This window comes from Pseudomonas sp. 1 R 17, from assembly GCF_900067035.1.
GTDB lineage: Bacteria > Pseudomonadota > Gammaproteobacteria > Pseudomonadales > Pseudomonadaceae > Aquipseudomonas > Aquipseudomonas marginalis.
Genome location: NZ_FKLB01000050.1, coordinates 25,466 through 38,631 on the forward strand (window position 1 = coordinate 25,466; position 13,166 = coordinate 38,631).

The 13,166-nt window shown below is 56.9% G+C and carries 12 protein-coding genes; 7 read left to right on the plus strand and 5 right to left on the minus strand.

The features are described 5' to 3' along the window. The first annotated feature begins 23 nt into the window (after positions 1-23). The 3 genes from BFP99_RS17330 (at position 24) to BFP99_RS17340 (ending at position 3,605) form a co-directional block, all read left to right on the plus strand. Positions 24-1,193, plus strand: a complete 1,170-nt coding sequence (locus tag BFP99_RS17330; RefSeq protein ID WP_065939592.1) for a mandelate racemase/muconate lactonizing enzyme family protein — start codon at positions 24-26, stop codon at positions 1,191-1,193. Positions 1,194-1,295: 102 nt separating this feature from the next. Then, positions 1,296-2,603, plus strand: a complete 1,308-nt coding sequence (gene dctA, locus BFP99_RS17335) for a C4-dicarboxylate transporter DctA (RefSeq protein WP_027603415.1) — start codon at positions 1,296-1,298, stop codon at positions 2,601-2,603. Positions 2,604-2,726: 123 nt separating this feature from the next. Next, a complete protein-coding gene (locus BFP99_RS17340; RefSeq protein WP_065947790.1) occupies positions 2,727-3,605 on the plus strand; it encodes an isocitrate lyase/PEP mutase family protein in 879 nt (292 codons plus the stop codon). A 53-nt stretch (positions 3,606-3,658) separates the two neighbouring features. Here the strand turns inward: BFP99_RS17340 and BFP99_RS17345 are convergent, their stop codons facing one another. Then, a complete protein-coding gene (locus BFP99_RS17345; RefSeq protein WP_027603413.1) occupies positions 3,659-4,246 on the minus strand; it encodes a TetR/AcrR family transcriptional regulator in 588 nt (195 codons plus the stop codon). Between the two features lie 100 nt (positions 4,247-4,346). On the opposite strand from BFP99_RS17345, the gene BFP99_RS17350 reads away from it, so the two are divergent. Together BFP99_RS17350 and BFP99_RS17355 are read left to right on the plus strand one after the other, a co-directional pair. Continuing rightward, positions 4,347-5,105, plus strand: coding sequence for an SDR family oxidoreductase (locus tag BFP99_RS17350; RefSeq protein ID WP_065947791.1), 759 nt, complete (start codon positions 4,347-4,349; stop codon positions 5,103-5,105). A gap of 122 nt (positions 5,106-5,227) precedes the next feature. Then, positions 5,228-5,962: an NADPH-dependent F420 reductase gene (locus tag BFP99_RS17355; protein WP_065947792.1), complete on the plus strand. Its 735-nt coding sequence runs from the start codon at positions 5,228-5,230 to the stop codon at positions 5,960-5,962. A 63-nt stretch (positions 5,963-6,025) separates the two neighbouring features. Here the strand turns inward: BFP99_RS17355 and BFP99_RS32230 are convergent, their stop codons facing one another. Next, the gene (locus BFP99_RS32230; RefSeq protein ID WP_074845758.1) at positions 6,026-6,436 is read right to left on the minus strand and encodes a winged helix-turn-helix transcriptional regulator; all 411 of its coding nucleotides are present in this window, start codon (positions 6,434-6,436) and stop codon (positions 6,026-6,028) included. 88 nt (positions 6,437-6,524) lie between these two features. On the opposite strand from BFP99_RS32230, the gene BFP99_RS17365 reads away from it, so the two are divergent. After that, positions 6,525-7,373: an SDR family oxidoreductase gene (locus tag BFP99_RS17365; protein WP_065947793.1), complete on the plus strand. Its 849-nt coding sequence runs from the start codon at positions 6,525-6,527 to the stop codon at positions 7,371-7,373. Positions 7,374-7,538: 165 nt separating this feature from the next. Here the strand turns inward: BFP99_RS17365 and BFP99_RS17370 are convergent, their stop codons facing one another. From BFP99_RS17370 to BFP99_RS17380, 3 genes are all read right to left on the minus strand, one after another. Beyond that, on the minus strand, positions 7,539-9,737 hold the full coding sequence (locus BFP99_RS17370) for a TonB-dependent receptor (protein ID WP_065947794.1): 2,199 nt from the start codon (positions 9,735-9,737) through the stop codon (positions 7,539-7,541). Between the two features lie 99 nt (positions 9,738-9,836). Continuing rightward, positions 9,837-10,262 carry a ParB N-terminal domain-containing protein gene (locus BFP99_RS17375; protein ID WP_065926104.1) on the minus strand — a complete coding sequence of 142 codons (426 nt, stop codon included), beginning with the start codon at positions 10,260-10,262 and terminating at the stop codon, positions 9,837-9,839. 2 nt (positions 10,263-10,264) lie between these two features. Next, entirely contained in the window at positions 10,265-11,155 is an 891-nt protein-coding gene (locus BFP99_RS17380; RefSeq protein WP_065947795.1) for an HpcH/HpaI aldolase/citrate lyase family protein, read from the minus strand. 611 nt (positions 11,156-11,766) lie between these two features. On the opposite strand from BFP99_RS17380, the gene BFP99_RS17385 reads away from it, so the two are divergent. Continuing rightward, on the plus strand, positions 11,767-13,161 hold the full coding sequence (locus BFP99_RS17385; RefSeq protein ID WP_065947796.1) for a Y4yA family PLP-dependent enzyme: 1,395 nt from the start codon (positions 11,767-11,769) through the stop codon (positions 13,159-13,161). Positions 13,162-13,166 lie beyond the last annotated feature (5 nt).

The following is a 13,166-nucleotide window of genomic DNA, read 5'->3' on the forward strand; positions in this document are numbered from 1 at the left end:
ACAAACAACAAGAGGAGCCCGTCATGCGTATCGTAGACATCCGTGAAAAAACAGTTTCCATTGCCTCCCCAATTGCCAATGCCTATATCGATTTTTCCAAGATGACCTGCTCGGTCGTCGCGGTCATCACCGATGTGATTCGCGATGGCAAACCCGTCATCGGCTACGGTTTCAACTCCAATGGCCGCTATGGCCAAGGCGCTCTGATGCGGGATCGTTTCCTGGCGCGTATCACGGAAGCTGATCCTGACACGCTCGTCGACCATGAAAACAACAACCTGGATCCGTTCGCCATCTGGAAAACCCTGATGACCAACGAAAAGCCAGGCGGCCACGGCGAGCGCTCGGTCGCGGTTGGCACCATCGACATGGCTGTATGGGATGCCGTCGCCAAGATTGAGGGCAAACCTCTGTATCGCCTGCTGGCTGACCGCTACCGTAACGGCGTGGCAGATGACAAGGTCTGGGTCTACGCAGCCGGTGGGTATTACTACCCAGGTAAAGACCAGACCAAGCTCAAAGCAGAAATGCAGAGCTATCTGGATCGTGGCTACGACGTCGTCAAAATGAAGATTGGGGCGGTACCGCTGGATGAGGATATTCGTCGCATCGAAGCGGTGCTTGAAGTGGTGGGTGACGGTCGTCGACTGGCGGTCGATGCCAACGGTCGTTTCGATCTACAGACCGGTATTGCTTACGCGGAAGCCATCAAGCAGTACAACCTCTTCTGGTACGAGGAGATCGGCGACCCGCTGGACTACGCACTTCAGGCTGAGCTCGCCAATCACTATGAGCTGCCCATGGCCACCGGGGAAAACCTGTTCTCCCACCAGGATGCCCGTAACCTTCTGCGTCACGGTGGAATGCGCCCTGATCGCGACTTCCTCCAGTTCGACTGCGCCCTGTCCTACGGGCTGGTGGAGTACATGCGCACCCTGAAAGTGATGGAAGACATGGGTTGGTCTTCCCGCCGCGTGGTTCCCCATGGTGGCCACCAGATGTCCCTGAACATCGCAGCCGGCCTGCACCTGGGCGGCAACGAATCCTACCCCGACGTGTTCCAGCCTTTCGGCGGCTTCGCCGACGGAATCAAGGTGGAAAATAGTTATGTCGGCCTGCCGGATATTCCAGGTGTTGGTTTCGAAGCCAAGTCCGCCTTGTACGCAGTCATGCGCGAGTTAGGCGAAGGCTGATCAACCTCGGTCTGCGGTTTCTTTTAAAGGGGCCGCAGACTCAGGCGTCATCCATTGACGCCAAACCACATGCCCATCACAAAAATAAAATGAGGTGCTTCCGTGGAAATGTCCAAGTCCCGCTGGTACAGCCAGCTGTATGTGCAGGTGCTGATCGGTATCGTCATCGGCGCTGCAATCGGTCACTTTGAACCGCAATTCGGAGCCAAGCTTCAACCTTTTGCGGATGGCTTTATCAAACTCATCAAAATGCTGTTGGCGCCGATTATTTTCGGTACTGTCGTGGTGGGTATCGCCAAGATGGGCAGCATCAAGGAGGTCGGGCGGATCGGCGTGAAGGCGCTGCTCTATTTTGAAATCCTTTCAACCATTGCGCTGGTCATCGGCCTTATTGTGGTCAATGTCGTAAAGCCAGGCGCCGGGATGAATATCAACGCTACCACGCTTGATGCCAGCGCTATCGCCAAGTACAGCCAAGCCGCCAGTGAGCAGGGCGGGACTATCGATTTCTTTCTCAACATCATCCCGAGCACCTTCATTGGCGCATTCTCGAATGGCGTCATGCTTCAGGTCATCTTGATTTCGGTATTGATGGGCATCGCCCTCGTTCAAATGGGTGAAACCAGCAAACCGCTGATCAATACCATCGACTTGTTTCTGCAAGGGCTGTTCAAGATCGTAGCAATGGTTATGCGCCTGGCGCCGATTGGCGCCGGCGCCGGGATGGCGTTCACGATAGGCAAGTACGGAATTGGTACCTTGCTGTCACTCGGCCAGTTGCTGGTCGCGCTCTACATCACCACCTTGATTTTCATCGTGGTCGTACTAGGGACGGTTGCTAGATGGTCAGGCATGCCGCTTATGCAATTTCTGCGTTATTTCAAAGATGAAATTCTCATCACGCTTGGCACCTGCTCAACCGAGGCCGTGCTTCCGCGAATGATGGTGAAACTTGAAAAGCTGGGCTGCAAGAAGTCAGTGGTGGGCATGGTGCTACCCACTGGATATGCCTTCAATGCGGATGGCACCTGCATTTACCTCACCATGGCGGCGATTTTTATCGCACAGGCAACCAATACGCCCCTGACGTTTATGGATCAGATGATTCTGCTGGGTGTCTTCCTGCTGACCTCAAAAGGCTCCGCTGGCGTGGCGGGTGCCGGGTTCATAACCCTTGCGGCAACGCTCACGACCATCCACTCCATTCCGCTGGTAGGCCTTGTCCTGCTGTTGGGCATCGACCGCTTCCTCAACGAAGCGCGTGCCGTGACCAACCTGATCGGCAACGGTATCGGCACCATCGCCATTGCCAAATGGGACAACTCCTTTGACGTCGAAGCCTGCGAGCATGAAATTGCTGCAATGAAACACCAAAAAGCAGTGCGCAAAGCACTGTTGCCGCAAAAGTAATCAGCACAGTTTACCGGTCATTTGCGCATCAACCATGGCCATGACCGGTCGTGATTTCCAGGTCTCGTTCAACGCGGGACGATCCCAACGAAAACCGCGAATGAAGTGGATGGAGCCGAAAAAATGATCGAGCGATCTCATCATGAATTGCGCAAGACGTTTGGTGACTTACTTCACGGAACCGCCTGTAAATTTGCCGCGTCCGTATTCGATCCTATCTCGGTTCGCATGGCATCCGACCTTGGCTTTGAGGTTGCCATCCAAGGTGGTTCCGTCGCCTCGCTTCAAGTGCTCGGGGCACCTGACATTGCACTGCTCACGCTTGATGAGTACGTCGAACAGGTTTCTAGAGTCGGGCGGGCCAGTCAAATCCCAATCATCGGCGACGCTGATCATGGGTTCGGTAACGCACTTAATGTCATGCGAACAGTGACCGAACTTCAGAAAGCCGGGGTTGCCGCCCTGACGCTGGGAGACACCCACCTACCGGCCAAGTACGACGAGCAGTCGAACGTGCTTATCGAAAGGCAAGAAGCCGCAGCCAAGATCTACGCTGCACGATTTGCCCGTTCGGATGATGCGCTCAGCATCATTGCCAGAACGAATGTGGCCGCTACCACGTTGGAAGACTCCATCGCTCGCACTGCGGCCTATCAGAAGGCCGGAGCAGATGCGATTTGCCTGGTTGGCGTTAAGGATTTCCAGCACCTGGAAGCACTCACGGCACACCTCAGCGTGCCAATCATGCTGATCAACTACGGCAATCCGGCCCTGAGCGATGTCGAGAAACTGAGTGCCGCCAATGTGCGGGTCGTGGTCAATGGGCATGCCCCTTATTTGTCCGCAATCAAAGCGACCTACGAGGCGCTGCGCGAACAAAGCGGCACACACGCAAGCGAGCTTTCCCTTCCTGAGCTGCTTTCAAAATACACGCTCTCGGATAACTATCGTGAGTGGGCCAAGACCTACTTGAAGTCAGGGCACGATTCAAATTGCCCCTGAAACAGGCGGGCGGAGTGACCACCAGGTTGCTGGCAATAGGGCTGCCCTAAAGGCTACACGTTTTTCTTCAGGCTCTCGGGGCTGCCAGCGCACAGACCATCCATCACCAGGTTCATCAATCTGGCGAGACGCGAGCGCCATTCACTCTGGGCATCCATTTGCCATATGCCAGCAATGGCTAGAAAGAAATCGTCGTTGGTAATCCCGCTACGAATAGTTCCGGCCTTTTCATTCGCCCTCAAAAGCAACTCGGCGGCGGCCTGGACTGGAGCGTATCCCGATTTCCCTGGGAACTCATAAACAGACGCAGCTTGTTGAATCGCAGCAGCGAGTCCTGCCTTTGTCATTGCGTATTCAGCGAGGCTGTCCATCCATTCCCGCAGGGCCTCCTTGGGCGGTTTTGTCGCGAGAAGCTGTTCCGCCAACGATGCCACCTGTTGCATCTCGAATTGATAGACCTCGAATACCAGTTTCTCTCGGGTGGCGAAGTGACGATAGAACGTGCCCTGCCCCACCCCGGCCTTCTTCGCGATCGTGCTCAACGCAACCGCAGGATCGCTGGTCAGCTCGAGCACAGCGACTTCCAGTATCCGTTCGCGGTTTTTCTTGGCGTCAGAACGCATCACCAATTCGTCAGTCATGGACAAAGTTTTCCTTCATTGCATTGCTAATCGGACAATTGTCCGGTAATTTTTATCAAGCGGACACTTGTCCGTTTAAGCGTCGTTTCTGGAGTTTACTATGAACAGCACTGGCAACACGATTCTGGTTACTGGCGGCACCTCTGGCATCGGCCTCGGTCTGGCGCTCAGGCTTCACAAGGCGGGCAACACCGTCATCATTGCAGGACGTCGCAAGGCTCTGCTCGACAAGATCGTGTCGGAGCATCCGGGGATTGAATCCGTCGTGCTGGACGTCTGCGATCCACAATCCATCCAGCGCAGCTGCACAGCGCTTGCGACCAGCCATCCGAATCTGAACGTCCTTATAAACAACGCCGGGATCATGCACTGGGAGGATCTGACTGATCCGCAAAGCCTGAGCACGGCCGAAGATATCGTGACCACGAACTTACTTGGCACGATTCGTATGGTTTACGCGTTCACTCCCCAGTTGATCAAGCAGCCCAGTGCAACGATTGTGAATGTCAGTTCGGCCTTGGCATTTGTCCCGCTGCCTGCAACACCTACCTACAGCGCAACCAAAGCTGCAGTTCACTCGTTCACTCAAAGTCTTCGAGTGCAGCTGGAGAGCTCGCCGGTTGAGGTTATAGAGCTTGCGCCGCCGGGGGTGCGTACCACTTTACTGGGGCAGGAAAACGACGAACACGCCATGCCCCTGGAGGCGTTTTTGGATGAAGTCTTCGAACTGCTCGAAATCTCTCCGACCCCACGGGAACTTGTCGTCGAACGCGCCAAGCCCTTACGGTTTGCTGAAGCAAGCGGATCACATGATGATGTGCTGAAAATGCTGGCGGGATACAAACCACCGGCAGAATGATGTCAACCGTGTGAGTAGCCTCTGCTGCCATCGCGGTCACCCGATGGCATCTCGCAGCGCCCAGGATTGATCGGCACGGCTTGATAGCTTGATTATTGTTCGTAGGTGAGGATCCAATTGAAATGAAAATCGGAATTATCGGCGCAGGCAACATTGGCGCAACGCTTGCCCGTAAGCTCGCGGCGTGCGGCCATGAAGTCAAACTGGCAAATTCAAAGAGCCCTCATACCCTTGAGAACCTTGCCAACAAAATCGGTGTACACGCGGTGACCAAAGAAGACGCGGTGTGCGACGTGGACGCCGTAATCCTCTCTATCCCCTTTGCAAAGTACCCGGATCTGCGGCAAACATTGAGCAATCTTCCCGAGAAGGTCGTCATCATCGACACCTCCAATTACTATCCAGGACGAGACGGAGCGATCAAAGAAGTGGACGACGGCAAGCCCGAAAGCGTTTGGGTAAGCGAGCAGATTGGCCGCCCGGTGGTTAAGGCATGGAATGCCGTCCTCGCAGCAACGCTTGCCGACCACGGCCAACCGGTCGGGTCTTCCTCACGCATAGCCTTACCTGTAGCTGGCGGTGACATCAATGCTGAAGCGATCGCGCAAGATCTTGTAGAGGACACCGGCTTCACCGCGCTTGCCGCGGGTAGCCTTGAAGACTCGTGGCGTCAGCAACCCGGTACACCTGCCTATTGCACCGAACTGAAGTTGCCAGCGCTGAAGGCAGCCTTGTGCGCGGCAGATAAGTTGAGGGCGCCTCAAAACCGGGATGCCCTGATGGCCAAGTTCATGACGCCCGGTGGCCATTTCACACACGAGGACATTGTTGCCATGAATCGGGAACTGACCGCCTGACTATCGGATTGGAGGGACTCTTGCCTAAGGTCCCGCCTGAGTGATCAATAGGTCGCAAGCCCGTTATGAAATCTGGCGAGAGCGTTGTTCCTCCAGAATCTTTGGCAGATTGCCTTCGATCCAGTCAACCAGGCCTTCGACATGGCGGGCTACTTCAGTTCCCATAGGGGTGAGGCTGTACTCAACGTGAGGCGGCACGACCGGATAGGATTTGCGCAGGACGAAACCATCGAGTTCCAAAAACTGGAGGGTCTGCGCAAGCATCTTTTCGCTGACGCCTCCAATCTTGCGACGCAGATCGCTGAAGCGATGCGTACCCGCGAGCAAGGCCACCAATACTAATACTCCCCAGCGGCTGCTGACGTGCTGGAGCACGACCCTCGAGGGACAATCCGGGTCGAATAATTCACCGCTGCGCAGTCGGTTGGCCACTGTTGCGGGACGGGTTGCTCCAGAGGGCTCGGAATCCGGCATGCTTACTTACCTTTAGGTACGTACTTACGAAAAGTTAGTTAAGGCCCTACTCTGCCTGTTCTATCACTTTTTGTAAAAGGAACCCCTCATGATCGCCGTCACCGGAGCCACCGGCCAACTTGGCCGCCTCGTTGTCCAGCAACTCAAGCAAAAAGTACCCGCGTCCAACCTGGTCGCGCTGGTGCGCAGCCCTGACAAGGCGAGTGATCTAGGCGTGGAGGCACGTGTTGCCGACTATGACAATCCGCAAACCCTGGTCGCGGCGCTCAGCGGAGTCGACACGCTTCTACTCATTTCCTCAAGCGAAATAGGTAAGCGACTCTCACAGCATCGAAATGTCATCAACGCTGCAAGGCAGGCCGGTGTGAGTCGCGTCGTTTATACCAGTGTACTGCACGCGGATACCTCTTCATTGAGCCTCGCCGAGGAGCATCGGCAAACGGAAGCCGAGCTCAAAGCGTCGGGGTTGGCATTCACGATATTGCGTCATGGTTGGTATACCGAGAACTACACCGGCTTTATCGCTGGCGCGTTATCGGCCGGTGAATTTATCGGCAGTGCAGGTGATGGAAAGATTGCCGCGGCGACACGGGAAGATTTTGCCCAGGCCGCTGCCGTCGTGCTGACCCGCGACGATCAAGAGGGGAAGGTCTACGAGTTGGCGGGTGACAGCGCCTGGACGTTATCGGAACTCGCAGCCGAGGTTTCTCGGCAAACGGGTAGGAACATTCCCTACAAGAACTTGCCTGAAACTGACTACGCCTCTGCGTTAATCAATTTCGGCCTCCCGGAGCCACTCGCACAGGCCCTGGCTGGCTACGATGTCAACGCATCCCAAGGCGCACTTTTCGATGATAGCCATCAGCTTTCGACGCTGATCGGCAGGGCCACGACTTCACTTTCAGCAGCAGTGGCAATCGCGCTCAAAGGGCAATGATCGCAGGACACCGTGACGCCGCCGAGCAGCCACGCCAACAAAGAGCGCAAGGGCTGTAAACCCCTGCGCACCGTTGAGCAATGGCGAATTCGGGTCAGTGACGATCGGGTGGCCAGCAAGGCTTAAGCTTATTGCTGGTGCATGATTGCTCCATACCGGCGCCCGTCAAAAATCGACGGTCGCCGATAGTTGCAAGGTACGCGGATACCCCGGGGAAAACGCACCATAAGAGGCCACGCCGGACCAGTACTCACGGTCGAACACGTTCTGTACCGTGGCGCGGAATGTCGTCGGCCGCCCTTCTATCTTGGTGGCGTAACGCGCACCGGCGTCAATGCGGGTCCAGGCGTCGAGTTCCTGGGTGTTGGCCTGGTTGACGTATTGGCTGTCGGTGTAGATCGCACCACCCGTGAGGGTGAAACCTTCCAGCCAGGGGGTGTCGTATTCCGCCCACAGGTTGGCCTGGATATCGGGCACGCCGACCGGCTTGTTGCCCTGGTTAGCGGCAGTCGCCGACTGGGTCAGCTCGCCATCGAGGAAGGTCACGCCCCCCATCAAACGGGTGCCGGTGGCCACTTCGCCGAACACGCTGAGTTCCAGGCCACGGTTGCGCTGTTCGGCCTGCACCGAATACACGCCATTGGCGCCCAGTTCGCCGGCAGGTTTTTCGATCTGGAACAGCGCCAGTGTGGTCATGAAGGTGCCGTGTTCATACTTCACCCCCAGTTCGTGCTGCTTGGACTCATACGGCGCAAAGGTTTCCCCGGCGTTGCTCGCCGTGCCCGGTGCCGCATCGCCTTTGCTCAGCCCTTCGACGTAGTTGTAGTAGAGGGAGACGTCCTCCCAAGGCTTGACCACCACACCCAGCAACGGCGTGGTGGCGTTGGCGCTGTAACGCGAGCTGACGGTGCCGGCGGCATTGTAGTTACGCGACTCGATAAACTGCCGGCGTACGCCCAGGGTCAGTTGGAAACGGTCATCCAGCATCCCCAAGGTGTCGGTCAACGCCACGCCGGACAACTCCGACTCGGAGATTCGCAGCACCTTGGGCGTGTTGATGTATTGCTTGGGCGTGTCCACCGGGTGGTAGATATTGGAGAGGATTGTGGTGCCGTTGTTGATGCCCCGCGACAGCTCATCCTGGTAACGGGTCGCCATCAGCGTGGTGGTATGGGTTACCGGCCCGGTGGCGAAGAGCCCGCGCATCCCCACATCGGCGGTAGAACGGTCGACGTTGAACTTGTAATAGCCCGGGACGTTGCTGGTGTCACCCGCGTCATTGAGGATGCGCGGCACTTGGTCGGACATGCGTTTCACATCCGACTTGCCGCCCCCTGCATGGGCGAACACCGTGAGGTTGTCGCTCAGATCATATTCACCGCCGAGCAATGCGGACTGTTCCTTGGTATCCGACCAACCCCACTTTTGCGGCAGACTGGTGCGGCCATTGGGGGCGGATGGCACGTCAACGCCCGGCGCGATGGTGAACGGGCGTGAGGCACCGTCGAAGCTTTCTTTCTGGCTGATGTAGTCCAGGTTCAGGCGCAGCCGCTCGCCACGATAATCCAGGGCAATCGCACCGATCCCTACGTCGCGATGCTGGTCGTTCACCGCCGTGTCGCCGCCCTGCAGGCTGCCGTTAAAGCGCACGCCGAACTGGTTTTCCTCACCAAAACGCCGACTGATATCCAGGTGCCCGCCCGCCTGGGAATCTGACGCGTAGCTACCGGTGAACCGGGTCAGGTCTTCCTCCAGCGGCCGTTTGGGAACGATGTTGATGACCCCACCCACGCCACTGTTGGGCGAGATGCCATACATCAAGGCACCCGGTCCCTTGAGCACTTCGACACGCTCGGCATACTCGGTAAAGACCCGGTAATTGGGGGCTACGCCATACACACCGTCGTAGGCCAGCTCACCCAGGTTGCCTTCGCCGATGGCGAAACCGCGAATGAAAAACGAATCGACGATACCGCCGGTCTGGCCGGTCGAGCGCACCGAGGGGTCGCGTTCCAGGGCATCGGCAACGGTAACGGTTTGCAGGTCGGCGAGGGTTTTGGCGGTGTAGCTGGTGACGCTGAACGGCGTGTCCATCACGTCTTTGTTGCCCATCATGCCCAGCCGCGCGCCGCGCGCCACCTGTCCACCGGGGAGGACTTCGGGCAACGCCGTCGGGCCGTTGTAGCGGCCGTCGATCGTGGTGGTGTCGAGGGTCAGGCTGGGCGTGCTGTCATCCGTGGCGGCAGGCGTTGGTGTCTCAGCCCAGGCATTGGCGCCCGCTGCGACCATGACGAAATTCAACAGGGCGGTTCGAATAGCGAGGGTTAACGCGCGTTCACCGCAGGGCCGACTGGCAACAGGCATGACGAGAGGATCCTTTCAACGAGAGAAAATGGGAATCACTCCTAATGCCAGTCGACGTGCGAAAAAGTATCACCCACCCACCTGATTTTTTTGCACGGCTCACTCGTACAGGCGATCCAGCGGGATCGCGATGACCGGTAGCGCCGGATCAAACACATGCCGTGTGGTCTTGTACGGAAAGATCTCGCCGCGGGCGATGGTGTTGAAAATCCGCGCGACCTCGAACGCGTGCCCCGTGTGCCAGTGCCGTACGCACACCCGTGGGTCCGCGTAGTCGAGCTGGATGCACGGCACCCGACACAGACCCAACTGCAACGCTGCATTCAGGCGATGGTTACCGTCCATCACGATGCCTTGCGAGCGCTCGACAATGATCGGTTCCAGCCAATGCCCTGCGCGGATAATCGAGTCGCATAGCCACTGCACATTCGCCGGGTCCACCTGTTCCGATTGCAGCACTTCGCACACCGGTCGCAGCGCAATCTGATAGGTCTGCGCAATGGCCCCTTCCTGTCCTGGCAGCATGTTCAGCAAGCTCCGGTCTTAGCGACCGCTGCGTGTCGGCGGGCCATGTCCAACAGGCGTTGCGCCTGTTCGATCAGCGGCAGGTCGACCATTTCGCCGTCAACTTGCACCGCATGGCTGCCCCCGGCCACGGCACTCATCACCCGACCCGCCCAGGCCAATTGCTGCGCATCGGGTAGAAATGCGCGCTGCACCGTCGCCAACTGCGCGGGATGGATGCACAGCTTGGCCCCGAACCCGAGGGAGCGAGCGTAGAGCGAGTCCTGGGCGACCACCGCCAGGTCGTTGATCGCCGGTGTGACTCCGTCGATCGGCGCCGGCAAACCTGCAGTGCGAGAGGCCAGCACGATGCGGTTGCGTGCGTACACAAACGCCTCAGGCACCTGGCCGCAATTGATATCCAGGGAAAAATCCAGCGAGCCAAAGGCCAGGCGTGACAGGCCGGGAACCGCAGCAATCGCCTCCACCTGCTGCAAGCCTCTGGCCGTCTCGATGATCGCGACAACGTGCAATTGGGGTTGCCACGCCAGCAACTGCTCGACCACCCGCGCCAACGCTTGCGGCGCCTCGGCCTTGGGCAGGAATACCCCGGTGCAACGCTCGGGGTAACGCATGTCGCCCAACCACGTCAGGTCCTGGCGGAACAACGCGCTGCCGACGCTGTTGAGCCGGATAAACCGCTGGCACGCCACACTTGGCGCACTCTCCTGCCACGTCCAGATGGCAGCTCGAGCAGCGGCTTTGCTATCGGGATGAACCGCATCCTCAAGGTCCAGGATGATTGCATCCGCTCCGGCCTCAGCCGCTTTGGCAAAGCGCTCCGGACGGTTCCCCGGAACGAACAGGTAGCTGATGGGAAGCAGGGCAGTCGTGATCGGACGATCAGTGTTCATAGCAGTTCTCCTTGGCGTGCATCAGTCGTGGTTTTTGCAAAATTTTCAGGGGCCTCGGGGCGGCTGAATTGCGCCTCTGTCAGCGCCCTCGCCGATCAACGTTTAACCCCTTATTGATCAATGAATTAACAACGCTTTCAAACTTGGTACGAACGCCCGCAAGAGCGTGCAAATACACGTTCGCGCAACGCTGTTCGGCCGGGATCAATTAGAAATATTTGAAAACCTTACTTGATAATCGTTCTCGGTAGCAATATTGTTCACGCCGCCAAGAGAAACTTTTCATGACCCTAGGCAAGTCTTAACGCTCACCGAAAGTATGGCCTCGCGACATCATTTAACCATCACTCAGCGGTGAGTCAGATCAAGAAAAACGGCAGTTAGTGGCCGATAGCTACACCCGTATAAACCTTATGGAATGGGGTTCTTATGCAATTGTTTTATGAACCGGTTATTACCATCAAAGCCACAGTTTCGCCTGCAGGATTCGTGTGGCATCCACCGCCAAACGCATAAGCGTTAAAAACACGACGAACGACAAGACCACATTCATCGATCTCTTCCAGAGATTTAAATATGAATGACGACGCTATAAGCGCCAGGGGATAGTTATGTCTATTGCAATAACGCGCCTCAATGAAGCGCGCACTGAAGTTCATCTTTCGAAAATGCTTAATCCATTATTGGACGCATGTATCGCACAGCTGTTACATAGCCAACCCGACAAACTGCTTGAACTCGTTGCGCAACACGGCTCCCCCCTGAATCTTGTATGGCCACACGCCTTTGCACTGAACACCGGCGCATTGCAATCCGTGCTGGAACAGCATGAAGTCCGACATGCGATCTTCTATGGCGCCAAAGCCAACAAGTCACAATGTTTACTCGGCGCGGCCAAGGCGTCCGGTATCGGCGTCGACGTTTCCAGCATTTACGAGATGCAAGCAGCACTGCGCGCCGGTGTGCCGGCCGCTCAGTTGTGTGCCACCGGCCCGGCCAAAACCGAAGATTTTCATCGGGCGCTGGTCCATGCCGGTGCACTGATCTGCGTGGATTCGCTGGAAGAGTTCGACCATTTGAAAACACTGGTCGAAGCCAGCAGCGAGGCCATAAAGGCCAGGGTTTTACTGCGTTACAGGCCTAAAGCCTGTGGGACCAGCCGCTTCGGAATGGGGGCCGCGGACCTGCTGGTGTGCTTGCACTTACTGACCGGACTCAGGGCATTTTTTGACTTCGAGGGTTTCCATTTCCACCTCGGTGGCTATGGGTTCGAATCTCGAGCACAGGCCTTTCGTGAAGTGACCGATTTCGTCGATGTGGCTCGGACGATGGGGTTGGCTCCGACCATGATCGATATCGGCGGAGGTTTGCCCATCCGCTATGTCGAGCCACACGCCTACGAGCGCTTTCTACAAAACGACAATACGCCCAATCACTATTACAACCAGTCAGTACCCAAGTCTTATTACCCTTACGGCAGCAACTTGACGGCGAGCCAATGGTTAACGTTGTTTCTGGAAAGTGCCTTCTCGCCGCGACAAAACATTGCCCAGTACTTGAAAGCCAACAGCATAACCCTGGCATTGGAGCCGGGCCGAAGTCTGGTGGACCAAGCGGCAATTTCGGTATTTCGCATTACACGCAGCAAAAAACTGGCCAATAACAAAACGGTGTTATTTGTCGAAGGCAGCAGCTTCAGTGCCTGCGAAACATGGTTCGCGTCGGAATATCTGGTCGACCCGATTTTAATCAGCTCAGCGCCAACATCCGCCACACCAATGCAAGCCTATATTGCCGGGCATAGTTGCCTGGATGATGACGTCATCACCCACCGCCTGATCAACTTCACGACTTCCCCCAAGGCCGGCGACTTATTAATTTATGCCAACACCGCCGGCTATCAAATGGACTTACTGGAGAATGAGTTCCATCGTCACCCCCTGCCCCGGCGAATGGTGGCGACCTGTTGCACGTACGGTAACTACGCGTTTTCACCTGACGACTAAAGGAA